Origin of the sequence: Paraburkholderia panacisoli (genome assembly GCF_008369935.1) — a bacterium.
GTDB lineage: Bacteria > Pseudomonadota > Gammaproteobacteria > Burkholderiales > Burkholderiaceae > Paraburkholderia > Paraburkholderia panacisoli.
Window position 1 is genome coordinate 75,172 of the sequence record NZ_VTUZ01000038.1, and the last position, 24,580, is coordinate 99,751.

The window sequence follows — 24,580 nt, forward strand, 5'->3', positions numbered from 1 at the left end:
AAGGAGAGGGGCATGGCATACGGCGAGCACAAATACAAAGTATCGGTGCAGTGGACGGGCAACCGCGGCAGCGGCACCTCGGGATACCGCGACTACGGCCGCGATCATGTGATCACGGCCGGCAGCAAGCCAGCCATTCCGGGTTCGTCGGATGCGGCTTTTCTCGGCGACGCCGGTCGATGGAATCCGGAAGACCTGCTGGTCGCTTCCGCTTGCGCGTGTCACAAGCTCTGGTATCTGCATCTTTGCGCGGACGCCGGCATCGTGGTGCTCGACTATCGCGACAACGCCGAAGGCACCATGCTCGATACACCGCAGCAAGGCCGCTTTTCACAGATCGTCCTTCGCCCGCACGTCGTCATTCTGGCGGGGGGCGATGTCGAACAGGCCACGCATCTGCATCATGTGGCGCATGAGAAGTGCTATATCGCGAATTCGGTCAATTTTCCGATTCTCTGCGAACCGGTGATCGAAACGGAGGGGCGTTGACGAGCGCATGGCGCTGCCTGTTTGCCTCTAGACAAAATAGCACCGCGCGCTGCGGTCAGAAGCCACGATGTTTCGTTAAACGAAGCATTCTTGCGAGCGATGACCCTGCGCGCCGTGGCGGCAAATAGCGCGAACTGCGCCGCCTGCTCTGCAGCACCCGCTTCGGTCACAACAGGCGGCAATGCAAGATGCGACCAGCCCCGCCTCAACGATTGCCGTCGAGCAGATCGCCGAGCAATTCATCGAACGCCGCCTGCGCGTCTTCCAGTTCCTGCAACGCGGCGTCGAACGTCTGCAACGCGAACTGCGAAGGCTTGCCTTCGCCGGCGGGCGGAAATTGCGATTGCAGCGATGCAAAGGCCGACTGCACCCGTTGGGTCGCGGTCAATACCCGCTCCATCGCGGCGGTTTCTTCGGCTCGCGCCTTTTCGTGGTCCATGAAAACTCCGTGTTCGTCAGGTCGGCTCGCGCCATGTCAAAGGGGTGACTATGCCACGTTAGCGCTCAGGACAGCGGCAAGCCGCCGTTGGCCTTCACTTCGCGCAGCGACAACGCCGACTCCACCGACGTCACGCCCGGCAGACTGCGCATTTCATCACGCATGAACGTGCCGTAGTCGTCGAGATCGCGGGCCACCACCTGCAGGATGTAATCGGCGCTGCCCGACACGTTGTGGCACGCGAGAATGCGCGGAATCGCCTGCACTTCGCGCTCGAAGCGGGTGGCCACCGCGCGGTCGTGCACCGCAAAGCGCACATAGACGAATGCGACCACGCCGAAGCCTAGCGCGGAGCGCGAGAGCATCGCGCGGTACTGGTCGATGTAGCCGTCGCTTTCGAGGCGCTTGAGGCGGCGCGCGCAAGGCGTCTCGCTCAGGCCGACGGTTTCGGCCAGCCGCGCATTTGACATGCGGCCATCGTTCTGCAGCGCGGCCAGGATCGCGCGGTCGGTTCTGTCGAGGTCGGGGGTCATGGCTTCGGAAGAGTGTCTGCTACGGCTTAGTGGAAAGCATCGTGATGATCCGATATCTTAGCGCATTCCTCCAAATTCAAGGCTGACGAAACTGATACTCGCCAGAAAAACCTCCGTCACCGAGGGCAAGATAGAGCCCTCGAAAACAGGAGGCTTCGATGATTTCCGCACACCTGCTGGCCGTCTATGTCGCTGCGTTGCTGGTGGTTTATGCGGTGCCCGGCCCCGACATGGCGCTGGTGCTGCAAACGAGTATCGGACGCGGCGTGCGCAGCGGCTTCGCGGCCGCCGGCGGCCTGGGCTTGGCGCGCGCCGCGCATGTGACGCTCTCCGCATGCGGCGTGGCGGCGCTGTTGCGCAATGCGCCCTGGCTGTACGACGTCGTGCGCTATGGCGGCGCGGTGTATCTCGCGTGGGTGGGGATTCAGATTTTCCGCTCGCCGGTGTTCACGCTGCCCGAGGGCGGCGCCGCCGCGCACACTTCGACTGCCGTTGCGCGTCCGCTGCGGACCGCTTTCGTCAAAGGCTTGTTGACGAATCTGCTGAACCCGAAGGCGCTCTTGTTCTGCTCGGTGCTGTTGCCGCAATTCGTGCGGCCGGAAGCCGGGCCGGTGGCGTTGCAGATGGTCGAACTCGGTCTGGTGCTGCTTGCGATCGGCGCGTGCTTCGACGCGATGTATGCGATCGGGGCTGCGCGGATTGCCGGTTGGATGCGCGCCCATCCGCTTGCGCAGACTTTGCAGCGCTGGACGTTCTCGGCCGCGTTGATTGGCTTCGCGCTGCGGCTCTCGCTGGATTGACGCTGGGCCGCCCGCTCACTTTTTCAGCTTGTGCTCGCGGCGCTGACGGTCCTCGATGATCTTCCGGCGATGCTTATCCTTCATCTTCTTCCAGCTTTTGCATTCGTCGCGCGTGCGCATGCAGCCGACGCAGAAACCGGTCTTGCTGTCGAACTTGCAGATGTCGATGCAGGGTGACGCGATGCTCATGACGGTTAGCCATCAGGGACCAGGTTCCGGCGACTGTCGCATGCGACATGCCCGGTGCGCCAAGTGATTGTGTTAATAAAGCCGATAGAGAGCCGCGCGAAGTTGGCGGCAACACAACCACTTGTTTCCATCCGCGATGAAAACTTTCCTGCTGTATGTCATGACCGCCGTTGCTGAAATTGTCGGCTGCTATTTGCCCTGGCGCTGGCTGAAGGAGGATGGTTCCGTGTGGCTGCTGCTGCCCGGCGCCCTGAGCCTCGCGTTGTTCGCGTGGCTGCTGACGCTGCACGGCACCGCCGCAGGCCGCGTGTATGCGGCTTACGGCGGGGTGTACGTGGCGGTGGCGATTGCCTGGCTATGGGCCGTCGACAAGGTGCGGCCCACGCTGTGGGACACGGCCGGCGTGGCCTTGACGCTGGCCGGCATGGCGGTGATCGCGTTCCAGCCGCGCGTCTAGCCCGCGCACCGCGCACACGTCGTTACTTGATGCCGCCCAGATAGTCGAGCTTGCCGAGTTCGACGCCGTTGTGACGCAGAATGTCGTAAGCCGTCGTGACGTGAAAATAAAAATTCGGCAGCACGAAACCCAGCAGATACGACAGCCCCGTGAACTCGATCGGGCCGGTGCGCATTTTCAGCGTGATCGCGCGCTCTTCCGAGCCGTCGATCTGCGCCGCGTTGAATTCCTTCAGATAGTCAATCGTCTTTTGAAGGCGGCCCTGCAGTTCGTCGAAGGTCTGCTCGACATCTTCGTATTTCGGCGCTTCGACGCCGGCCAGACGTGCGGCGCAACCCTTCGCGGTGTCGCTCGCGATATAGACCTGGCGCAGCAGCGGCAGCATGTCCGGTGCGAGCCTGGCGTTCGTGAACACTGAGGGTTCGATCTGCTTCGCGGCGGCGTGTGCTTCGGCTTTGCCCAGGATGGCTTGCAGGTTCGTCAGGCCGCGAATCAGCACGGGCAGTGAGGCTTGGTACATCGAAATTGACATGGCGTTCCTCTGATTCTGAATCGTGCGCGCGGCGGCGCGCGAGGCGATGTAGCGGCTGGATTGCCGCTGCAGCATCATAGCGCGAGCGACGCACGGCGCGCTGTTAGCCATTCGGATAACTGCCGCGCGCGCCGGAACTGTGGTCGAATGCTCGGGTCGGACGGTTTGACGAAGTTCTTGGAACAGCACCCTGACGCCGTCGTTCGTGCCGACGGTCGTGCAGGCGCGCGGTGTGCTCGGGCTGCAACCTTCGGCCTGCGCCGTCACGCTAACAGGAGAGTCGAAACCATGGTCAACAAGCACCCGTTGCCGGGAAGCGAGCGAACCGTAGAGCAAGGTTCAAAGGTGGTTGGGCAGTGCGATCCCGCGGAGCGCATCGAAGTGTTCGTGATGCTGCGCCGTCAGCAGCAGGCGCAGTTCGATGCGCTGATCAGCCGGATCGAAGCCGGCGACCCGAGCGTCAAGCCGCTGTCGCGCGAGGCGCTCGCGAAAGACTACGGCGCCGCGCCGGACGACGTCGCCAAGGTCAAGGCTTTCGCCGCCGCGCATGGACTGACGGTGGTCCACGAGGACCTGGCGGCGCGCTCGGTCCTGCTAAGCGGCACGATCGCGCAATTCCAGAGCGCGTTCGAGGTCAAGCTGGAGAAATTCCAGCATCATACGGCCGGGCAGTTTCGCGGGCGCACGGGCACGATCAGCGTGCCGGACGATCTGCACGGCGTGGTGGAAGCGGTGCTCGGACTCGACAACCGGCCCCAGGCGCGGCCGCACTTCCGTATCAGGCCGCCGTTCGTGTCAGCCAGAGCGCATCAGGCGTCGTTCACACCGCCGCAACTCGCGGCGCTCTACCAGTTTCCTCAAGGCGACGGCGGCGGGCAGTGTGTCGGCATCATCGAACTCGGTGGCGGCTATAACACTGCCGATCTGAAGTCCTATTTCGCTAGCCTTGGCGTGGCTTCGCCCACGGTGAAGTCGGTCGGCGTCGATCAAGCCGGCAATCATCCGACTGGCGATCCGAACGGGCCGGACGGCGAGGTCACGCTCGACATCGAAATCGTCGGCGCGATCGTGCCTGGCTCGACCATCGCGGTGTACTTCACGCAGAACAGCGACGCCGGTTTCATCGACGCGGTCAGCCGCGCGGTGCACGACACGGCCAACAAGCCTTCGGTGATTTCGATCAGTTGGGGCGCGCCGGAGTCGAGCTGGACCAGTCAGTCGCAGAAGGCGTTCAACAGTGTGTTGCAGAGCGCGGCGGCGCTTGGCGTGACGGTCTGCGCGGCATCGGGCGACAGCGGTTCCAGCGATGGCGCCAGCGGCGGCGATCAGGTCGACTTCCCGGCGTCGAGTCCCTATGTGCTGGCGTGCGGCGGCACGAGCCTGACGGCGTCGGGCACGTCGATCACGCACGAGGTGGTGTGGAACGACGGCGAGCAGGGTGGCGCGAGCGGCGGCGGCGTGAGCCAGGCGTTCGCGGTACCGGCATGGCAAAAGGGCTTGTCGGCGACCTCGTCGGGCGGCGGCAAGAAGCCGCTTGGCGGGCGCGGCGTGCCGGACGTGGCGGGCGACGCGTCCCCTGTCACCGGCTACAGCGTGCTGATCGACGGCACGCAGACGGTGGTCGGCGGCACCAGCGCGGTCGCGCCGCTGTGGGCGGCGCTGATCGCGCGGATCAACGCGGCGAAGGGGCAGCCCGCCGGCTTCATCAACCCGAAGCTGTACAGCAAGCCGGGCGCGTGCAACGACATCACGCAAGGTAACAACGGCAGTTTCGCGGCTGCCGCGGGGTGGGATGCCTGCACGGGGCTGGGCAGCCCCAATGGTCAGAAGGTGGCGGCCGCACTATAGTCTGCAACGCACGCCCCTTCGGGCACCCCTTGCGGGTGTCCAGAAAAGCGTCCCTCGCGGGGCGCATCGAAGGAAGTCCCCTTTGGGGGCGGCCCACAAGACGTGAACGAACCCATGGAGCGATCATGACGAACACAGAGTCAGCTTCCGTTAGTCCGCAGTCACCGCACAATTCTCATGCTTCGGCCGCCGCGGCTGCTTCGGCCACTTCCAAAACCACGCACAAAGCCGGCGATCAACCGTTCTTCGATCCGGTCGCCTACGGCAACGGACCGGACGATTCCGTCACCGAAGTCGACGAGACTGCCGCGGTCACGCATCATTCGGTCACGATCGGCGGGCACAAGATCAACTACACGGCGACGGCGGGTCATCTGGTCATCGTCGACCCGAGCAGTTCGCAGCCCGAAGCCCGCATGTTCTACGTCGCGTTCACGCAGGACAACCAGAAGGAGGAAACCCGCCCGGTGACGTTCTTCTACAACGGCGGCCCAGGGTCGTCGTCCGTGTTCGTGCTGCTGGGCTCGTTCGCGCCGCGCCGCATCAAGACGTCGATGCCGGGCTTCACGCCGCCCGCGCCGTATTCGATGGAAGACAATCCGGACAGCCTGCTGGACCGCAGCGACCTGGTGTTCATCAATCCGGTCGGCACCGGCTACTCGGCGGCGATCGCGCCGAAGAAGAACCGCGATTTCTGGGGCGTCGACCAGGACGCCGACTCGATCAAGCAGTTCATCAAGCGCTTCCTGACGAAAAACAATCGCTGGAATTCGCCGAAGTATCTGTTCGGCGAATCGTATGGCACGGCGCGCAGTTGCGTGCTGGCGTATCGCTTGCACGAAGATGGCGTCGATCTGAACGGCATTACGCTGCAATCGTCGATCCTCGATTACACGCAATCCGGCAACCCGGTCGGCACGCTGCCCACGGCGGCCGCGGACGCGTGGTACCACAAGAAGCTCGGCATCGCGCCACGGCCGACCGATCTCGGCGCGTTCGCCGAGGAAGTCGCGCAATTCGCGCGCACCGATTATCTGGCGGCGCTGCGCAAGTTTCCGACCACCGACTCGGCGACCGTCGAAAAACTGAGCGAGTACACGGGCATCGACAAAACGAGCCTGCTCGCGTGGAGCCTGGATATCGCGGCCTACGACAGCCGGGGCAATTCGCTGTTTTTGACCACGCTGCTGAAGTCGCAAGGCCTGGCTCTCGGCGAGTATGACGGCCGGGTGACGGCGATCGAGACGGGCATTGCCGGCAAGATCGACCCGAACTCCGGCGGCAACGACCCGACCATGACGGCGGTGACCGGCGTCTATACGACGATGTGGAACGTGTACCTGAACGAGCAGTTGAAGTACACATCGAATTCGTCATTCACCGATCTGAACGATCAGGCGTTCAAGTACTGGGATTTCGGTCACATCGACCCGACCGGCGCGCAGAAAGGGCTCGACTCGAAGGGCAACATCATTTTGTACACCGCCGGCGATCTTGCCGCCGTGATGGCGCTCAACCCCGATCTGAAGGTGTTGTCGGCGAACGGGTTCTTCGACTACGTGACGCCGTTCTATCAGACCGTGCTCGATCTGCAGCAGATGCCGCTGCTCAGTCAGCAGGTCCGGCAGAATCTGTCGGCGCGTTTTTATCCGTCGGGGCACATGGTTTATCTCGACGGCGGCTCACGCACCGCGCTGAAGGCGGACCTCGCGCAGATGTACGACACGACGGTGTCCAACACCCAGGCGCTCGGCCGGATTCGCGCGTTGCAGGCGCGGGTGGCGAAGTAGCGGCGGGCGCGCTTGCGGTGTGACGCGGGGTAGTGGGGTGGGGCGGCCAGGTCGGCTGACGAGTTGACGTAACGGTGCGCAGAAGCTGTGGGGGCGGCGCGTGAGCCAGCGCGTCGCCCGCGCGGCGAAGTCGCCCGCTCGCCGTCGTACTGCCCATTCGATAACGCGCTGCGCAAACCACCGGGCAACCGCCGGCGCCGAACGCGCGAGTGCCGCTTTTGTACGGCAGGATTTTGAATGTGTTTTAATTGCCCTGCGAATTGAACTATTGCGTGCTGCAACCGGCGCGCCGACGAATGAACGCAGGCATTGCAGACACGCGTCGCACCGACCTTTCCGGCGACCCAGCCCGAGGCATCCATGCGGTAATTGCACCCACGCTCGCGCGGGCCGGTTGCACGACGCGGCGTGCGTTGCTGATGGGCCTCTCCACGATCCTCGCGTTGCGGATCGGCATCGTGCACGCGCAGCTCAGCGGCATGCTCGACCATCGCGTCACACAGCAATCGGTGGGCGAAACGATTTGCCGTCCCGGCTACGCGGACGCGGTCGCGCCGCCTTTCGACGAACTGATGGCGCACAAAGATCGCATGCTGGCTGCGCGCGGCATCGATGCCGAGGACGGCTCCGCCTTCGCGCTCGACCGGCGTGTGCCGATCGTGCTCGGCGGCTCGCCGGACGCGCCCGCCAATCTCGACCTGCTGCCGTGGGCGGGTCATCAGGGCGAGCGCCGCAAGGCGCGTGCGGCGGTCATGCTCAAGCGGTGCGTCTGCGAGGGCAAGCTGAGTCTCGCGCAGGCGCAAGCGGCGATCGTCGGGAACTGGTCGTTGGTTTATTCGGGCTTCGGCCAGACGTCGTGCAACGTGAGCCGCCTCGACGTCGCCGCTGGCGATGATGGCGGCGACAACGGGTTCGAAAGCGATGGCGATAAAGACGACAGCGACGCAGGCAGCGTCCGGGGCGCCGAGCGTGCCGGTGCGCCCTCAGGTCACACACCGCGTCGCACCTCTGCGCCGTCCTGATCGATCATTCGCGCATATTCAGGCAGGCTGCCTTGTGGTTCGCGGCCTGCCGTCCTTCACTATTTCGGAGAATCACCATGACCCATTCACGTGTTGCAGCAGTGGCGCTCACTATCGGCTGCCTGTTCAGCAGTGCCGCCGCGCTTGCCGCCGACCCCGTAGCTTGCGGCAAAGCCGACGCGTTGCAGATTCGCGGCGATGTCCCCGCCGCAATCAGCTTCGATGTGTACCGGCAATTGCGGCCGTTGAACGCGCAACGTATTGCGTTGTTCCAGTCGGCAGGTGAGGTCAAACATTTGCCGGACGGTCTGGCGGTCTGTCAGATCGCCGACGACGGCGTCGACGATCCGTCCGCAGTGCTGGTTCAGTTGCCGCAGGGCAAGAATGCGTGGTGGGTAAGCTCGGCCAACGTACAAGCGGCGGATCAGACGACGGACTGATTCCGTCGATCGACCCGTTTTTTGCGCAAGTCCCAGCCAGGACGCCGTGGCGATGCGAGCCGCGGCCCGTTTTTTTCGAATTCCCTTGCGGTGCCCGTTTTGCCGCCGAAGCATTGTCGGCGTTTGCGCTGCATTAAATGAATAGATGTTTTGCTGTCGGCAATACCGTTTATTCGGGTACAGTGCATTAATGACGATCTTCCAGTCGGTTTTTGTGCTACTGATGTTGCAGCGCTATGACCGAACGCGGCTATTTGGTGACTAGCTGAACACGTGACGAATTCGCAGAGGAGATTCAGATGATTGCCTTCTATCTGTCATTGATCGCTTTGGGCGCTGCCGGTGCTGCAGTGATCCGCGAACTCGCCGCGAAGCAAACGAAACAACGTGCCGCGCTGCGCCCGGTGCGTATCCAGACCGCGGATCGACCCACGAGCCACAACGCGCGTCGAGGGTAGGCCGCATGAACCTCATCGTGCGCAACATCGCGGAGTCGTGTAGCGAGCAGCAGGTGCGGGACTTCCTCAAGCGTGAACTCGGGCACTACGCGAAAAACGTCGAGGTGATCGACGCCGGCAAACCCGGCGCCTACGCCACGGTCGAACTGGACGCGAACGTCCCCTATGTCGGCGACGTGATCGCGCGTCAGATTCACGGCAAGCATCTGGGCGGCCAGACGCTCGAAGCGAGCGCCGATCTGTTTACCGACGAACCGCCCGCGCAGTAACCGGCTGCCCGACATCCCGCGAATGCGGCGCGCGGCGTGAACGCGGGTTGACTAGCGGATTCAAGCCCCGCACGCTTGCCGGGTTTGCGTCGTTGGCGCTTGCGCGGCGTCTCTTCCTGTTTATTCTTCGCCCGGCTGCGCCGGCCAGTCAAACGGTGTGTACGGCAACGCCCGCTTGTGACGCGTCACGTTGTAGAAACGCATGATGGTCTCGCGCGCGGCGTCGCTGACTGGTTTGCGTTCCAGGAAGTCGTCGATCAGGTCGTACGGGATGCCGTAGGCGTCTTCATCGGGACGCAGCGGACGCAGCATTTCGAGGTCGGCGGTCGGCACCTTGTGCGCCAACGTTTCGGGCGCGCCCAGTGCCTTCGCCACCGCACGCACGCGGCGCTTGTTCAGCCCGGCGAGCGGCAGCACGTCGGCGCCGCCGTCGCCGAACTTGGTGAAGAAGCCCATCACCGACTCGGCCGCGTGGTCGGTGCCGATCACCACCCCGGCCCGTGCGCCGGCCACCGCATATTGCGCGATCATTCGCTGCCGCGCCTTGATATTGCCGTGCACGAAATCCTGTTGCACTTCGTCCTTGAATAACACGCCGCCGTTATCCAGCGCGGCGAGCGTCGCATCCGCGGCGGGTTTGATGTCGATGAGGAGATTTTCGTCCGCGCGAATAAAGCTTAACGCCAGCAGCGCATCGGCTTCGTCTTTCTGCTTTCCGTAAGGCAAACGTATAGCGACAAAATGCGCGTCGTAATTGTCAGCGCGTAATTTTTCGACGGCGAGTTGTGCAAGGCGCCCAGAGGTGGTCGAATCGACACCGCCGCTAATGCCAAGCACATAAGTTTTCAGGCCGCTCTCGCGCAGATAGTTCGCCAGAAACTCGACCCGGCGCGTGATTTCCCGTTCGGCATCGAACTCGGCGGCGACGTGCATTTCAGCGGCGATGCTTGCCTGGCGGGCGATGGGGTCTTGTTGCGTCATGATTTCTTTCTGCTCCTCGCGCGCTTACGCTTTGTCAGCAATGAACGCTCGCGCGCCGATAAGATAAATAGCGAACCCGCGAGCGGGTGGGGGCGACGCAGTTAAGCCAGCAACGAAAGGTGCATCGGTCTCGGGGATTTATCATCGAAATCGGCTTTAACGCATGCAATACATTTTTATAAAACTGTCTTGCGGATCATCAAATAAGTCCAGCTTTTATGGCGGGATTCACAGATCGTCCGCAACTTTATCGACAGAATGCAAACCGCTTAGTAACATCCTCGTTCCGAGCGCCGCGTGACCCGGCGAGCAGTCAATAATAATCAGGTTTGCTCTAGTACGCGATGAACTACCCAAATCGGCCTGGCCAGCCTGTATTGGACCGCCTGACTTCCGCTTCGATAGTTCATCCGTGCGACGAAGCGGGCTTGCGGCAATCGTGCTGCGAGTCGCGTGCGTCGCGGTTCACCCGTGTTGATCGTGTAGCCTGCGTTGCTCGTGTGACGCGCGTCCGGGTCATGCATGCCGTGCATGTCTTCCGTTTTCCAGCGCGCGCACTGGCCGCCGCACTCTGTGCGATCTCGTGCGCCGCTGCGCTGGCCGCGCCGGCTCGCGGACCCGCGTTGCCGGCGGCCGACCAGGACGCGGCGGGCCGGCCGGCCGTTGCCGTCAACGCGTCCGCGGTTGCCGCGCCCGATGCGGCCGGCGTCGTCGATCCGCGCCGCGCGTTTCTGCTGCGCGACGTGTTCGCGCGAACCGTGACGCGGCAGTTGAAAGTGCCGGCAGCCGAACAGCGCGCTTACGCCAATCGTCTGGAAGCGGCGCTCAATGCGAACACGCTCGGCAACCTGTCGGGCGAGTACGTCGCGCTGGTGGATCGCAACGCGAACGTGCAGGCGTTTTTCATTTACTTCCGCGCCGCTCCGGCCGACAGCTGGCAGATCATCGGCGCGTCGCCGGTGTCGACCGGCCGGCCCGGCGAATACGACCATTTCATCACGCCGCTCGGCGTGTTCGAACATACGCCCGGCAACATGGATTTCCGCTCCGAGGGCACGCAGAACGAGAACCACATTCGCGGCTACGGCCAGCGCGATATGCGGATCTTCGACCTCGGCTGGGCGCAGGGGGAACGCGGCTGGGGCAAAGGCGGCGTATCGCAGATGCGCTTCCAGATGCATGCGACCGACCCTGACCGGCTCGAACCGGTTCTCGGCATTCGCCACTCTAAGGGCTGTGTGCGGATACCCGCGTCGCTCAATACGTTTCTCGACCACTACGGCATTCTCGATGCCGAATATGCGGCGCTGATCGACACGGGGAAATCGCTGTGGGTGTTGAAAAGCGATCGGCAGATCATGCCGTGGGCGGGGCGTTACATCGCGGTGGTGGATTCGCAGCGCAAGGGCCGGCCGGCGTGGGCGCCGGCGCCCGGCAGCAAGGCGCGCGCGAAAGTGCCGGCCGGCGCGGATACCGCCGATTGATTCACGGCTGCCTGGCGCTCGACGAGCGGCTTGACGGTGCCCGTATGAGCGCCTTGACGAGCGGCCTCGCGAGCGCCTTCACGAGCGCGCCAGCAGCACACCCGCCAGCGCGACCGCAAACCCCGCGATCTGCACCGGCAGCAGCGTTTCGCCGAAGCCGAGATAGCCTTGGAGCGCGGCGAGCGGCGGCGCGAGGAACATCAGCGCGGTGGCGCGCGCCGCATCGCCGCGCCTGACCATCCACACCAACAACGTGACGCTGATGCCCGAAAGCATCACGACGCCCCACGCGAGCGACGCCCACAAGGCGGCCGAAGCAATCCAGCGATGCTCGCCGAGCGCGAGCGCAAGCACGGCCGCGACGAGCGCCGCGCCGACATTTTGCACAGCGCTCGCGCTGCGGATATCGGCCTTCGCGAGCGAGGTCTTCTGAAACAGCGTACCCGCCGTGATCGACGCGACCGCCACGATCGAGATGAACACGACCAGCCACGCAGGCGCGTTGCCATGTGAGGCCGGCGGCGCGGCCGCGGCGAGCTTCGGTTCGAGCACCAGCACGACGCCCGCGAGGCCCAGCGCCATGCCGGTCCAGCCGCGCCGCGACAGACGCTCGCCGAACAGCGGCGCCGCGACGGCGGCCGTCGCGAGCGGCTGCAGCGCGCCGAGCAAGGCCATCACCCCGGCGCTCAGGCCTTGGGCGACGGCCCAGTAGCCGGCGCCGAGATAGACGCCTTGCAGCAGCGCACCCGCAGCCAGATGCTTGCCGAAGTCGCGGCCGGTCGGCCACGCCGTGCGTGCGGCGATCGCAGCAAGCGCGAAAATCAGCGCGGTCCCGCCAAAGCGCGCGAGCAGGAACAGATTGGGATCGGCGTAGGGCGTGATCGCGCGGGCAACCACGAAACCGGTCGACCACAGCACGACGAAGACAGCGGCAATCAGAGAGGCGAACATCGGAAGGGATGGGGTGAAAAAGCCGCCATCTTGTCGGGATGTGCGTGGGGTGTCTTGTTTGAAGCTGCAATTCGTCCAGAGGGAGCGGGCGGCGCTGGGAGCGGGGGGCGGCGCGCGTGCTGGGCGGCTCTACCGGTAGCGGCCGCCCATCACCAGATCAGCAGCATCGTCCCCGCGCCCAGCAGCCCGCCACATATCGCACACGCCCACAACAACAGCCGCGTGCGCCGGTACTCGCGGCCGATGTCCGCGATCAACTGCGCGGTCTGCTGCGGCGTACGCGCGCGCTCGTGTTCTTGCTGCAAATAGCGAACCGCCAGTTGCGGCACGCGTGGCAGCATATGCGCGAGATGCGGCAGCTCGCGCGCGATGCGCTTGATCCAGCCGCGATGATCGACGTCGCGCCGCGCAATGTTCGCGAGCACGCCGCGCGCGATGTTCCAGGTATCCACGTCCGGATGCAGCGCACGCGCGAGCATCTCCGCCTGCTGGAACGAGCGCTGCGCGGCGGCGAGACGGGCGGGCACCGCGCCGTCGAACGGATGCACGGCGTGCAGCAGATGATGAAACAGCGAACCCGCCGAGCGATCCTCCGGGGCCGCCGCGAAATGCGCTTCGGCGCGCGTGCGCAACTCGGCTTCGAGTATCTCCGCGCGGGTGTCGGCGGTCACGTGACCGGCATCGCGATGCATCTCGGCGAGGCGCCCGTAGTCCTGGTCGAACAGCGCGGTCGCGCCGTGCACGAAGAATTCACGCTCGCCGGTCGACAGCGTCGACATGATCGAAAATTCCGCCAGCACGAGGCGCCCGAGCGTGTCCGGCTCGATGCTCACGCGCACGCGGCGCGCGTCGAGCGTGGCGTGGAAGAAGCCGTGCTCGAACGCCTGCTCGGACACGACTTCGACGATATGCGCGGCGAGCGGCGCGAGCTTGACGTGGTTCGCGTGCAGGCCGGCCAGGTCGCTCGCGGGCAAGGTATTGATGCGCTGCATCGTCAGTGTGTGGTCGGTGCACAGATCCCAGATCACGTCCGGCACGACGAGGCGCGCGTCGCCGTCGAAATGATGGCCGGTCTGGCTCAGGTTGGCGGCTTCGGCGCGCAGGTCGAAGCGACGCAGGATGTCGTCGGTGAAGGTCTGCGCGAGGGTGCGCAGTTGCAGGCGGCGCGCGGTGCCCGATAGCTTTTCCAGCCAGCGCGCGACCCAGCGCAAGAGCGCGAGTTCGTCGCCGATCTGTTGCACCTGCTCGGCGCGCACCAGTTTGATCGCCACTTCGCGATGCCCTTTGACCGGCGTCAGCAGCCGCGCGAAATGCGTCTGTTCGGCAAAGCCGCCGCGCACCGGCACCAGGTCGACCGCGCTGAACAACGTGTCGAGCGGCTGGCCGAACGCGCGCGCCAGCGCCTCTTCGGACTCGCGCGGCGGCAGCGGCTCTTCCAGGTGATCGACCGCGTCGATCGCGTCGTGCAAGGTGGCGCTCGCGAGTTCCGGGCGTTGCGCGAGCGTCTGCGCGAAGCGGCTGGCAAGCGGCCCCAGCGCCGGCAACAGGCTGTGCAGATTCTGGCCGCTGCGCCCCGATGCATGCACGCGGCCGATCAATTCGCTCATCCAGTGGAGTTTGTGCCCGGGCGGCGCGGCAAGCCAGATCAGGCGCGCGCCGTAACGCAGTGCGTGGAACAGCAGCAGTAGACGGCGAAGCAGTGGCGGCATCGGGTGTTCGGTTGACGGACCAGCAGGTTTGACAGGCATCGACGGGACGTCGGCGCGCGGGGCCAGGCCTCAGGTTAGCAGGTAACCAGCCGATGAGCGCCGGGAGGAGCGTCGCCGCGCCACGCGTAATACCGTAATACAATACGCCGGCCTTCTCCAACCGTGCGAAACCCAAGCGTGCCGGCTTCCGGCCTTCATGAGATGCTCGCAGAACAACGACACCAATACATCCTGGCGCAAGTCGCAAAAACGGGCGCGCTCTCGGTCGCCGAACTGGTGCGCGAACTGAACGTGTCGCGCGAGACCATCCGCCGCGATCTGAACGCGCTTGCCGGGCGCGGACTCCTGGTCACGACTCACGGCGGTGCGCTGTCGAGCGACCGGCGCGAGCCGGACCTCGATACGCGCGAAGCGGCGAACGCCGGTGCGAAGCGCGCGATCGGCGAGCGCGCGGCCGAGTTCGTGCCGGACGGCGCGTCGCTGATCATCGATTCGGGCAGTACCACGCAGGCAGTCGCACGGGCGCTGCTCGACCGGCATCGGCTGGTGGTCTATACGAACGACTGGCGCATCGCGCTGCTGCTCGGCCGGCGCAACGACAACCGCGTGACGCTGCTCGGCGGCGAGCTGTCGGATATCGAGGACGCCACTTTCGGGCTCGACACGGTCCAGCAGCTCACGCAATACCACGCGGACTTCGCATTCATCGGCGCCGGCGGGATCTCGCCGGACGGCTATCTGACCGACTACAGCCGCATGGCTGCCGAAGTGCGCAGCCGCATGATCGCCGCCGCCGACACGGTAGTGATCGTCGCCGACCATTCGAAGTTCGGCCGCGTGACGCCGGTGCGGATCAACGGGATCGAGTCGGCGCGTTATCTGGTGACCGAACTGGCTCCCGAACGCACGCTCGGCACGGCGATTACCGCACATGGCCCGGAAATTCTGATCGCGTAGCTGCGTGACTGCCTGATTGCGACTCAGCTGCATGGCTGGTGATGCGGATGCGGCATCGCTCAGGCATGAAGTTGAGCGCGGGCAACGCGTTGTGCGATTTGCCCCGGCATCGCACGGGGTCTACACGGGCCAGCAGACCCTCGGCTACCTGGGACATGTTCAGTTCCACGCACTGTAGCGTACAAAAGCGAGTTGGCTAATATTGGCGAATTGTGTAGTTTTTGGGAACTCGCGAGAATAGTCATGGCGTTGTCATGGAAACCTGTGATTCTTGCCGTGCCCGTTCAGGCATGGCAGGCAGCGCGAGCGTCGTAGATGGGCTGTAGGTCTGGCTGGAGAGGAAGCGGCAAAGTTGTCGGCAATCTGCAATCCGCGAGAATAAGCGCGGAATTGGGCGCGCAGAAGGGCATGACAGCTGGCTGCGGGCAACACGCAAGCGGCACGGCGCTAACGCCGTTCAATCACAACAGGTATCGGGTTATCCCGACCGTCTGGTTATTGCCTTTCGGAGAAAACGACATGACAAAGACGCATTCCCTTCACGTCACGGCCGGCCTCGTTCGCAAACTGCTGCCGGCGCTGGTCGCCGCGGCGGCGTTCGGCGGCGCGGCGATGCAGGCTCACGCAGCCGACGCGGTGGTGCTGTACACCGCCGACGGCCTGGAAAATCTCTACAAGGACGTGCTGCCGGCATTCGAAAAGAAGGAAGGCGTGAAGGTCAACATCGTCACGGCGGGCAGCGGTGAAGTGGTGAACCGCGCGACCATCGAAAAGGATCAGCCGAAGGCCGACGTGATCGTCACGCTGCCACCGTTCATCCAGCAAGCCGACCAGGCCGGCCTGCTGCAGGCGTACCAGAGCGCGAACTACAAGAACGTGCCGGCGATCGCCAAGGCGCCGAACGGTGGGTGGGCGACCTTCGTGAACAACTACTTCTCGTTCGCGATCAACCCGGAGGTCACGAAGAACCAGCCAAAGACTTTCGCGGATCTGCTGCATCCGGACTACAGCGGCAAGGTCGCGTACTCGAACCCGGCTACCGCGGGTGACGGCATGGCGGTGATCATCCTGACCACGTCGCTGATGGGCGAGGACAAGGCATTCGACTATCTGAAGAAGCTCGAACAGAGCGCCAAGTTCCACACCAAGGGCACCGGCTACCTCGACGTGCTGCTGTCGCGCAACGAAATCGCCGTCGCCAACGGCGACCTGCAAATGGACCTGGACGACGCGGCCAACGGCGGCCTGTCGCTCAAGCCGGTGTTCCTCGCCGCCGAGCCCGGCGGCCAGCCGACCACCTTCCAGTTGCCGTACGCGATCGGTCTGATCAAGAACGGTCCGAACCAGGCTGAAGGCAAGAAGCTGATCGACTATCTGATGTCGACGGAAGTGCAGGCCAAGGTGCCGGACATCTTCGGCATTCCTGGCCGTACCGACGTGCCGCTCGCCGGCAAGAACGGTGACGCGGTCAAGCAGTCCATCGCCGGCGTGAAGCTGATTCCGGTGGACTGGACCCAGGTGATGGCGAAGAAGGCCGACTGGACCGCGCGCTGGAAGAGCGAGGTGATCGGCTCGTCGGGCAAGCAGACCGAAGTGGTCAAGCCGAAGTAAGCCGCCGTTTGCGGTGTAATTGACGTAGCTGAGTCGGGCGGCGTCTGCGGGTATCGGCAGGCGCCGCATAGCATTAATCTCGTTGGAGGATCCACCCGGTGAATACGGCCAGTCTTGCTCACCCCGGCGCGCTCGACGCCTCACCGGACGCGCTCGATGCCGCGGGTTCGAACACGCCGGGCGGCGTGCAGATCGACCATCTGACGGTGCGGTTCGGCACGCGCACGGTGCTCGACGATCTGTCGCTGACCATCCAGCGCGGCGAGTTGCTCACCGTGCTCGGCCGCAGCGGTTGCGGCAAGACGACCTTGCTGCGCTTCATCGCCGGGTTCATCGAAGCGGACGGCCTCGCCGGCACGCTGACGGTGGCCGGCCACGACCTCACGCACGTGCCGCCGCATAAGCGCAATCTCGGTCTGCTGTTCCAGAGCTATGCGCTGTTCCCGCATCTGTCGGTGTTCGAGAACGTCGCGTTCGGTCTGCGCGCGCGCCGCGCGCCGTCGCGCGACATCGCACGGCGCGTCGCCGATGCGTTGAAGCTGGTGCAGTTGGGCGATGCCGGCCACGTGATGCCCGAGCAACTGTCGGGCGGCATGCAGCAGCGGGTGGCGCTCGCCCGCGCGCTCGTGATCGAGCCCGACGTGCTGCTGCTCGACGAACCGCTGTCCGCACTCGATGCCAATCTGCGCGCGTCCGTGCGTTCCGAACTGAAGGCGCTGCACGAGCGTCTGCCGAATCTGACGATCGTTTGCGTGACGCACGATCAGGACGACGCGCTGGTGCTGTCCGACCGCACGCTGCTGATGCGCGAAGGGCGCATCGCGCAACTCGGCACGCCGCAGCAGTTGTACGACACACCCGCCGACGGCTTCGTCGCGCGCTATCTGGGCGCGGCCAATCTGCTGCCGCCGCAGCTCGCGTTCGCGATGGACGACGTGCGCTACAACGAGCGCGAGCGGGTCGCCTGTTTGCGTCCCGAGGCGCTGTGCATCGTGCCGCTCGGTGAAGGGCAGATGCATGGCGCGATCACGTCGGTCGAATGGTATGGCGCGGTGCTGTCGGTGCAGGTCACGCTCGACGCGCTGCCCAACGAGCCGGTGCTCGTCACCATGCAGCGCGGCCAAGGCATGATGCCGGTGAAGGGCGCACGTGTTTCCCTGCGTTACGAGGCTGATGATGTCGTCCTTATCCACCCCTGACACGCCCGCCCCGCTCAGCGCGGCAGACGCCGCCGCCGACGCGCGCCGCCGCGCCAGCGCCGCGTCGCATACGGCCGCGGTGAAGCGCCGCGAGCGCGCGGCGCAATGGCATCTGCTGTTTATCGCCGTGGTGGTGCTCGGGCCGCTGGTCATCTACCCGCTCGTGCGTCTGGTGATGCTGAGTCTGACCGGCTCGCACGGCCTGAGCATGCAGGCTTATTCGACCTTCTTCGGCAATCCCGAAACGCGCGGCGTGATCGGCACGACGCTGTGGATTCTGTTCGCCAGCGCGGGTCTCGCATCGCTGCTCGGCGTGGCGCTCGCGTCGATCCTGTTCTTCAAGCCGTTTCCCGGCGCACGGATGATCACGCGCTTTCTCGAACTGTTCGTCGCGTTCCCGTCGTTTCTGGTCGCGTTCACGCTGATCTTTCTGTACGGCTCTCAAGGCTCGGTAAGCATCGGCTTGCAGCGACTCTTCAATCTGCAGGCGCCGCCGCTCGACTTCCTGTTCGGCGTGGGCGGCGTGATTCTCGCGGAAGTGGTGTTCTACGCGCCGTTCGTCGTGCGTCCGACCCTGGCCTCGTTCGCGCTGCTCGACCGGCGTCTGATCGAAGCCGCGCGCAGCCTCGGCGCGAGCGGCCCGATGGTCGCGTTCAAGGTGATCCTGCCGCTCGCCTGGCCAGGCATCGCGGCGGGCACCATCCTCTGTTTCCTGCTGACGCTCAACGAGTTCGGCATTCTGCTCGTGCTCGGCAGCGCGCATCTGATCACGCTACCGGTGGCGATCTACAGTTCCGCCACCGTCGACCTCGATCTGCCGAGCGCCGCCGCCGGCGCGGTCGTGATGCTGATGATGTCGTTGTCGCTGTACGCGTTGTACCGCCGCGTCAACCGTCGCAAGGTGAAAGGAGCGGGTCATGGCCGTTGAACTCGACCCGACCGTGTTGCCGGTCATGCACAAGAAGGCGCGGCCGGTGCGCCACAGTCTGCTGGTGCGCATGCTCGGCGGGCTGTTTCTCGGCTTTGCCGGGTTGCTGTGCTTCTGGCTGTTCGTGTTGCCGGTGCTGGTCGTCGCGCTGTCGAGCGTGGCCTCGCACTGGTCCGGCACGATCCTCCCCGACGGTTTCAGCATGCGCTGGTTCGAGCGCCTCAGTTCGAGCGACTTCGACGCGCTGAGGACCAGCCTCGAAGTCGGCATGGGCGTCGCGGTGCTCGGCACGATCCTCGGGCTGTGGCTCGCGCTCGCGCTCGAAGGGCGCGACCGGCGTGGCCTGGGCGCGTTCGTCGACACCGTCGCGATGATGCCCAACGGCGTACCGAGCGTGGTGCTCGGGCTCGCAGTGCTGATCGCGTATCACAAGCGGCCGGTGGATCTGTCGAGTTCGGCGGCGATCGTCGTGTTCGTGCAGCTCGCGCTGGTGCTGCCGTTCTGCTACCGGTGCGCGGCCGCCGCGTTGCGCCCGGAGCTGACGGTCCTGCGCGAAGCGGCGGCCAGTCTCGGTGCGCCGCCGTCGATGGTGTTGCGCCGCGTGGTGCTGCCGCAACTGGTGCCGGCGATCCGCGCCAGTCTCGCGCTCGGCTTTGCGCTGTCGCTCGGCGAACTGGGCGCCACGCTCACCGTCTATCCGCCGGGTTTCGCGACGGTGCCGATCGTCGTGGTGGGGCAGGTGGAGCGCGGCTATTACCTGCCGGCCTCCGCGTTATCGCTGATTCTGCTGCTGGTCTCGCTGGCCGCGCTGCTCCTGATCGCCGCGCGCGTCCCACGCCGTCGGGTCGACTGACGCGCAATTCCGCCGCGTGTGTTTGCGTGCCGTAACGGCGCGCAAACACATCGTGATGTGGCAAAATTTGTCAAAATGACCGAATATATGCTGTCTGCTCCTGTCGATCCGTTCGATGTCGTGCGCAGCCATTCGCTGACGACGCTGGTGCGCGACGAGATCGAGCGGCACATCGTCGAAGGGGCGCTCGCGCCCGGCGACAAGCTCAACGAAGCCGATTGGGCCGCGCGCCTGCAGGTGTCGCGCGGGCCGGTGCGCGAGGCGTTTCGCGCGCTGGAACAGGCTGGCCTCGTGCGCACCGAGAAGAATCGCGGCGTGTTTGTGCGGACGGTGTCGCTGGCGGAGGCGGACGAAATTTACGCGGTGCGCGCGGTGCTCGAAGAAGCGGCGTGCCGGATGCTGGCGGCGCGCATCGACGCAGCGAAGCTCGCGGTGTTGCGCGAATGGTTGGACGCGATGCGCGCCGCAGCCGATGCGAACGATCACGACGCATACGCGCGCGCCAATGTGGCGTTCCACGATGCGCTTGTCGCGGCATCGGGCAACCTGAAGCTGTATGAAACGTATCGACGGCTGGTGAGCGAGTTGAGCCTGTTCCGGCGTGCCGCGCTGGTGGTGCATGCCGATGCGATGGAGCGCTCGCTGGCCGAGCATCGCGCGATTCTGACGGCGCTCGCTTCGCGCGACGCCGGGCATGCGGCGGCGCTGATGCACGCGCATGTGAACGGCGGCCTGCAGCGCGCGCATGCGGCATGCGAGACGGCGGGGCCGCTGGGCGGGGCGTCGAGGTTGCCGGCCGCGCCGGTTTCGAGCGATTGAGCGCGGCAAGCTCGACTGCGAAGGATTAACGACAGCACGCGTGCCAAGCACGCATGGAAGGCAATGATGGCAAATTCAGGCGAACGCACGATCGAAGTCAACGGCCGCAGCTACCGGCTCCCTTCACAACCGACCGTGGTGGTGTGTGTCGACGGCTGCGAGTTCGAATATCTCGAAGCCGCGGTTGCGGCGGGCGTCGCGCCGTTCATCGGCAAGATGCTCGAAGGCGGTTCGGCCTTCAAGGGCGACTGCGTGATCCCATCGTTCACCAACCCGAACAATCTATCGATCGTGTGCGGCGTGCCGCCCTCGGTGCACGGCATCTGCGGCAATTACTTCTGGGACCCGGACGCGAACCACGGCGCGGGCGCGGAAGTGATGATGAACGATCCCGCCTATCTGCGCGCCGGCACGTTGCTCGCCGCCGCCGCCGAGGCGGGCGCCGAGGTTGCTGTGGTCACCGCGAAGGACAAGCTGCGCAGCCTGCTCGGCTGGCAACTGAAGGGCATCTGCTTCTCGGCGGAGAAAGCCGACAGGGTGACGCGTGCGGACAACGGCATCGACGAAGTGCTCGATCTGGTCGGCCTGCCGTTGCCCGACGTGTACAGCGCGGGGTTGTCCGAGTTCGTGTTCGCCGCCGGCGTGCGGCTCGCGCAGACGCGCAAGCTCGACCTGATGTATCTGTCGACCACCGATTACATCCAGCACAAATGGGCGCCCGGCACCGAAGGCGCGAACGCGTTCTACGCGATGATGGACGGCTATCTGGCGAAGCTCGACGCGCTCGGTTGGGTGATCGGGCTGACCGCCGATCATGGGATGAACGCCAAGCACGATCCGCGCACCGGCGAGCCCAACGTGATCTATCTGCAGGACGTGCTGGACGACTGGCTCGGCGCGAAAACGGCGCGCGTGATCCTTCCGATCACCGATCCGTACGTCGTGCATCATGGCGCGCTCGGGTCGTTCGCGACGGTCTACCTGCCGCGTGATGTCGATGCCGCGCTGGTGATCGAGCGCATCGGCCGGCTGCAGGGCATCGAGGTCGTGCTCGACAACCGCGCGGCGTGCCGACGCTTCGAGTTGCCGGAGGACCGCGTCGGCGATGTCGTCGTGGTCAGCACCAAGCATGTCGTGCTCGGCACGCGGCGCGACGAACATGACCTGTCCGGGTTGACCGTGCCGTTGCGTTCGCACGGCGGCATTTCCGAGCAGGAAGTGCCGCTGCTGTTCAACCGGCGTGTCGAAGCGTTGCCGGCCGGCAGCGGCGGCGCTGGCGCCAGCGGCAAAAGGCTGCGCAACTTCGATATCTTCGATATCGCGCTGAATCGCGTGTCGGCATCATGAACACCACGCTGCGGGACCATCCGGCTTTCCGGGCGGAAGCGCTGCGGCTCGAAGGCAAGCGCGCCACCCGCACGCGCACGCTCGACGTGTTCGATCCTTATACGGGCACGCGGGTGGGCACGGTCCCGCTGGCGAGCATCGACGACGTGCGCGCGGCGTTCGACTACGCGGCCGCTTATCGGCCGACACTCACGCGTTACGAGCGTTCGCAGATTCTGGAGCGCGCGGCCGTGCTGATGCGCGAGCGGACCGAAGAGGCGTCGGATCTGATCTCGCTCGAATCGGGTTTGTCGAAGCAGGACTCGCGGTACGAGATCGGCCGGGTCGCGGATGTGTTCAAGTTCGCGTCGATCGAAGCGTTGCGCGACGACAGCCAAAGCTTCTCCTGCGATCTGACGCCGCACGGCAAGAAACGGCGGGTGTTTTCGCAGCGCGAGCCGCTGGCGGGCGTGATCGTCGCGATCACGCCGTTCAATCACCCGATGAACCAGGTCGCGCACAAGGTCGCGCCGGCGATCGCGACGAACAATCGGGTACTACTGAAGCCGTCGGAGAAGGTGCCGCTGTCGGCGCTCTACCTGGCCGATGTCCTCTACGAAGCTGGCTTGCCCGCGCCCATGCTGCAGGTGCTGACCGGCGATCCGCGCGAGATCGCCGACGAGTTGATCACGCATGCGTTGGCGGAACTCGTCACTTTTACGGGTGGCGTGGCGATCGGCAAATACATCGCGGCGAAGGCCGCTTACCGGCGTGTGGTGCTGGAGCTGGGCGGCAACGATCCGCTGATCGTGCTCGACGACGCCGATCTCGAACGCGCGGCGACACTGGCCGTGCAGGGCTCGTACAAGAACTCCGGGCAGCGCTGCACCGCGGTCAAGCGGATGCTGGTGCAACAGCGTGTCGCGGCGGATTTCACCGAGCTCGTCGTGGAGAAGACGCGGGCCTGGTCGTTCGGCGATCCATTCGATGCGTCGAATCAGATGGGCACGGTGATCGACGCCGCCGCCGCGCAGCTTTTCGAGGCGCGCGTGAACGAAGCGATTGCCGGCGGCGCGCGGCTGCGGATCGGCAATCAACGCAATGGCGCGCTGTATGCGCCAACGGTGCTCGACGGCGTCGATCCGTCGATGACGCTGGTGCGCGAGGAAACCTTCGGGCCCGTGTCGCCGATTATCGCCTTCGACACGCTCGACGACGCCATTCGCATCAGCAACGGGACGCCGTTCGGGTTGTCGTCGGGCGTGTGTACGAACCGGCAGGACGCGATCACGCGCTTCATCAACGAATTGCGCGTGGGGACGGTCAACGTGTGGGAAGTGCCCGGCTACCGGATCGAGCTGACGCCGTTCGGCGGTATCAAGGACTCCGGGCTTGGCTATAAGGAAGGGGTTCAGGAAGCGATGAAGAGCTTCACCAATCTAAAGACCTTTTCATTACCTTGGGAGTAAGAGAGTGGCATTGAGTCTGAACGACATCCGCTCGTTATTCGAGCAATACGGCAATCTGGCGTATAGCGGAGAGCCGGTGACGCAACTCGAACATGCTTTGCAAAGCGGTGCGCTGGCCGAAGAGGCGGGCGCCGGCGAAGAGCTGGTTGCAGCCGCGTTTTTGCACGACCTCGGGCATCTGTTGAATCAGCAAGGCGACACGCCGACCGAGCGGGGCATCGACGATCTGCATCAGTATTTCGCGCTGCCGTTCTTGCGGCCGGTGTTGTCGGACGCGGTGCTGGAGCCGATCCGTATGCACGTCGACGCCAAGCGCTGCCTATGCGCAATCGACGACAAGTATTTCGGACAGCTTTCCGCCGATTCGGTGCGGAGTCTGGAATTGCAGGGCGGCATCTTCAGCAGGGAAGAGGCCGAGGCGTTTTTGGGAAAGCCCTACGCGGAAGATGCGTTGAGTCTGCGTAAATGGGATGACCGCGCAAAAGAGCAGAATCGTGCGACGCCTGATCTCGATCACTATATGGGTGTGGTCGAGCGGGTGATGCGCAAGCATGCGGTTGCGTGAGCCACGGGTTGCGCTTTTCGCTTTTGTTCGCCTTGCTAGATCCTCTGGATCAGTTACTAGTGTCGCTATCGTTGCACCCACTCGGAGCGCACGTCACGGATATCAAAATAACGCTTGCAAGTCCCCTTCGGGCTCGCTAGAATCCCGCTCTTTCGTGCTCCGGACACCGGCGCACGGGGAGGCGGGAAAGCCAGCAGTGGCAAGGCTTCCAGCGCGCCGGGCAGGTTAGGCAGTCTCGAAAAACCTGTTGACGGCGAAGCGGAAGTTCTCCATAATCTCGTTTCTCTGCTGCTGATGCAGCGACGCAGAACGGAAGCGGTGCCGGGTAGGTGAAACGGGCGCCGCGAACGTGAAGCGGATCGATCTTTAAAAACTAACAGCCGATAAGTGTGGGCGCTTGATGCGAGATGCGGGGCGGGTTCTTTGAATCTGCCATAAAGCAAAAGTATCAAGTCTCACACA

Annotated in this window: 26 protein-coding genes; 19 read left to right on the forward strand and 7 right to left on the reverse strand. The window is 64.7% G+C overall.

What is annotated here, in order from left to right; genetic code table 11:
• Positions 1 to 12: 12 nt before the first annotated feature.
• The gene (locus FVF58_RS37875; protein WP_149674792.1) at positions 13 to 489 is read left to right on the forward strand and encodes an OsmC family protein; all 477 of its coding nucleotides are present in this window, start codon (positions 13 to 15) and stop codon (positions 487 to 489) included.
• A 205-nt stretch (positions 490 to 694) separates the two neighbouring features.
• Here FVF58_RS37875 and FVF58_RS37880 read toward each other — a convergent pair whose 3' ends face one another.
• On the reverse strand, positions 695 to 928 hold the full coding sequence (locus FVF58_RS37880) for a hypothetical protein (protein ID WP_149674793.1): 234 nt from the start codon (positions 926 to 928) through the stop codon (positions 695 to 697).
• Positions 929 to 993: 65 nt separating this feature from the next.
• Positions 994 to 1,461: an Lrp/AsnC family transcriptional regulator gene (locus tag FVF58_RS37885; RefSeq protein ID WP_149674794.1), complete on the reverse strand. Its 468-nt coding sequence runs from the start codon at positions 1,459 to 1,461 to the stop codon at positions 994 to 996.
• Positions 1,462 to 1,619: 158 nt separating this feature from the next.
• Between FVF58_RS37885 and FVF58_RS37890 the strand changes: the two genes are divergently transcribed.
• Complete coding sequence (locus tag FVF58_RS37890) at positions 1,620 to 2,261, forward strand: LysE family translocator (RefSeq protein WP_149674795.1); 642 nt, start codon at positions 1,620 to 1,622, stop codon at positions 2,259 to 2,261.
• A 15-nt stretch (positions 2,262 to 2,276) separates the two neighbouring features.
• Here FVF58_RS37890 and FVF58_RS37895 read toward each other — a convergent pair whose 3' ends face one another.
• Entirely contained in the window at positions 2,277 to 2,450 is a 174-nt protein-coding gene (locus tag FVF58_RS37895; RefSeq protein ID WP_149674796.1) for a DUF1289 domain-containing protein, read from the reverse strand.
• Positions 2,451 to 2,586: 136 nt separating this feature from the next.
• Between FVF58_RS37895 and FVF58_RS37900 the strand changes: the two genes are divergently transcribed.
• Positions 2,587 to 2,907 carry a YnfA family protein gene (locus FVF58_RS37900; protein ID WP_149674797.1) on the forward strand — a complete coding sequence of 107 codons (321 nt, stop codon included), beginning with the start codon at positions 2,587 to 2,589 and terminating at the stop codon, positions 2,905 to 2,907.
• 22 nt (positions 2,908 to 2,929) lie between these two features.
• Here FVF58_RS37900 and FVF58_RS37905 read toward each other — a convergent pair whose 3' ends face one another.
• Entirely contained in the window at positions 2,930 to 3,439 is a 510-nt protein-coding gene (locus tag FVF58_RS37905; protein WP_149674798.1) for a DUF1993 domain-containing protein, read from the reverse strand.
• A 288-nt stretch (positions 3,440 to 3,727) separates the two neighbouring features.
• Here FVF58_RS37905 and FVF58_RS37910 point away from each other — a divergent pair, with 288 nt between their 5' ends.
• From FVF58_RS37910 to FVF58_RS37930, 6 genes are all read left to right on the forward strand, one after another.
• Positions 3,728 to 5,287 (forward strand): S53 family peptidase, encoded by a 1,560-nt coding sequence (locus tag FVF58_RS37910; protein WP_149674799.1) that lies wholly within the window; start codon positions 3,728 to 3,730, stop codon positions 5,285 to 5,287.
• Positions 5,288 to 5,412: 125 nt separating this feature from the next.
• Positions 5,413 to 7,077, forward strand: coding sequence for a S10 family peptidase (locus FVF58_RS37915; RefSeq protein ID WP_149674800.1), 1,665 nt, complete (start codon positions 5,413 to 5,415; stop codon positions 7,075 to 7,077).
• A gap of 296 nt (positions 7,078 to 7,373) precedes the next feature.
• On the forward strand, positions 7,374 to 8,099 hold the full coding sequence (locus tag FVF58_RS37920; RefSeq protein WP_246217366.1) for a hypothetical protein: 726 nt from the start codon (positions 7,374 to 7,376) through the stop codon (positions 8,097 to 8,099).
• A 77-nt stretch (positions 8,100 to 8,176) separates the two neighbouring features.
• The gene (locus FVF58_RS37925) at positions 8,177 to 8,539 is read left to right on the forward strand and encodes a hypothetical protein (RefSeq protein WP_149674801.1); all 363 of its coding nucleotides are present in this window, start codon (positions 8,177 to 8,179) and stop codon (positions 8,537 to 8,539) included.
• Between the two features lie 299 nt (positions 8,540 to 8,838).
• Complete coding sequence (locus FVF58_RS51835) at positions 8,839 to 8,997, forward strand: hypothetical protein (RefSeq protein ID WP_188131061.1); 159 nt, start codon at positions 8,839 to 8,841, stop codon at positions 8,995 to 8,997.
• A 5-nt stretch (positions 8,998 to 9,002) separates the two neighbouring features.
• Positions 9,003 to 9,266: an RNA-binding protein gene (locus FVF58_RS37930; protein WP_149674802.1), complete on the forward strand. Its 264-nt coding sequence runs from the start codon at positions 9,003 to 9,005 to the stop codon at positions 9,264 to 9,266.
• 120 nt (positions 9,267 to 9,386) lie between these two features.
• Here the strand turns inward: FVF58_RS37930 and nadE are convergent, their stop codons facing one another.
• Positions 9,387 to 10,247 carry an ammonia-dependent NAD(+) synthetase gene (nadE, locus tag FVF58_RS37935; protein WP_149674803.1) on the reverse strand — a complete coding sequence of 287 codons (861 nt, stop codon included), beginning with the start codon at positions 10,245 to 10,247 and terminating at the stop codon, positions 9,387 to 9,389.
• A 518-nt stretch (positions 10,248 to 10,765) separates the two neighbouring features.
• Here nadE and FVF58_RS37940 point away from each other — a divergent pair.
• Entirely contained in the window at positions 10,766 to 11,731 is a 966-nt protein-coding gene (locus FVF58_RS37940) for a L,D-transpeptidase (protein ID WP_246217367.1), read from the forward strand.
• Between the two features lie 78 nt (positions 11,732 to 11,809).
• On the opposite strand, the gene FVF58_RS37945 is transcribed toward FVF58_RS37940, so the two are convergent.
• Both FVF58_RS37945 and FVF58_RS37950 read right to left on the reverse strand, forming a co-directional pair.
• Entirely contained in the window at positions 11,810 to 12,682 is an 873-nt protein-coding gene (locus FVF58_RS37945) for a DMT family transporter (RefSeq protein ID WP_149674805.1), read from the reverse strand.
• A gap of 149 nt (positions 12,683 to 12,831) precedes the next feature.
• Positions 12,832 to 14,391: an ABC1 kinase family protein gene (locus FVF58_RS37950; RefSeq protein ID WP_149674806.1), complete on the reverse strand. Its 1,560-nt coding sequence runs from the start codon at positions 14,389 to 14,391 to the stop codon at positions 12,832 to 12,834.
• Between the two features lie 201 nt (positions 14,392 to 14,592).
• Here FVF58_RS37950 and FVF58_RS37955 point away from each other — a divergent pair, with 201 nt between their 5' ends.
• The 9 genes from FVF58_RS37955 to FVF58_RS37995 all read left to right on the forward strand — a co-directional run bounded on the left by FVF58_RS37955 (position 14,593) and on the right by FVF58_RS37995 (position 24,118).
• Positions 14,593 to 15,348, forward strand: coding sequence for a DeoR/GlpR family DNA-binding transcription regulator (locus FVF58_RS37955; RefSeq protein ID WP_149674807.1), 756 nt, complete (start codon positions 14,593 to 14,595; stop codon positions 15,346 to 15,348).
• Between the two features lie 519 nt (positions 15,349 to 15,867).
• Entirely contained in the window at positions 15,868 to 16,959 is a 1,092-nt protein-coding gene (gene phnS, locus FVF58_RS37960) for a 2-aminoethylphosphonate ABC transporter substrate-binding protein (RefSeq protein ID WP_149674808.1), read from the forward strand.
• Between the two features lie 98 nt (positions 16,960 to 17,057).
• On the forward strand, positions 17,058 to 18,158 hold the full coding sequence (gene phnT, locus FVF58_RS37965) for a 2-aminoethylphosphonate ABC transport system ATP-binding subunit PhnT (RefSeq protein ID WP_149674809.1): 1,101 nt from the start codon (positions 17,058 to 17,060) through the stop codon (positions 18,156 to 18,158).
• Positions 18,136 to 19,086, forward strand: coding sequence for a 2-aminoethylphosphonate ABC transporter permease subunit (phnU, locus tag FVF58_RS37970; RefSeq protein WP_149674810.1), 951 nt, complete (start codon positions 18,136 to 18,138; stop codon positions 19,084 to 19,086). Before phnT ends, phnU begins: the two co-directional genes overlap by 23 nt.
• Positions 19,076 to 19,939 (forward strand): 2-aminoethylphosphonate ABC transport system, membrane component PhnV, encoded by an 864-nt coding sequence (phnV, locus tag FVF58_RS37975; protein ID WP_149674811.1) that lies wholly within the window; start codon positions 19,076 to 19,078, stop codon positions 19,937 to 19,939. The genes phnU and phnV overlap by 11 nt, the downstream gene beginning before the upstream one ends.
• Before the next feature lie 75 nt (positions 19,940 to 20,014).
• Positions 20,015 to 20,758 carry a phosphonate utilization associated transcriptional regulator gene (locus tag FVF58_RS37980; protein ID WP_149674812.1) on the forward strand — a complete coding sequence of 248 codons (744 nt, stop codon included), beginning with the start codon at positions 20,015 to 20,017 and terminating at the stop codon, positions 20,756 to 20,758.
• A 66-nt stretch (positions 20,759 to 20,824) separates the two neighbouring features.
• Positions 20,825 to 22,105: a phosphonoacetate hydrolase gene (gene phnA, locus FVF58_RS37985; protein WP_149674813.1), complete on the forward strand. Its 1,281-nt coding sequence runs from the start codon at positions 20,825 to 20,827 to the stop codon at positions 22,103 to 22,105.
• Entirely contained in the window at positions 22,102 to 23,553 is a 1,452-nt protein-coding gene (phnY, locus tag FVF58_RS37990; RefSeq protein WP_149674814.1) for a phosphonoacetaldehyde dehydrogenase, read from the forward strand. Before phnA ends, phnY begins: the two co-directional genes overlap by 4 nt.
• Positions 23,554 to 23,557: 4 nt before the next feature.
• Positions 23,558 to 24,118 (forward strand): phosphonate degradation HD-domain oxygenase, encoded by a 561-nt coding sequence (locus tag FVF58_RS37995; RefSeq protein ID WP_149674815.1) that lies wholly within the window; start codon positions 23,558 to 23,560, stop codon positions 24,116 to 24,118.
• Positions 24,119 to 24,580: the final 462 nt, after the last annotated feature.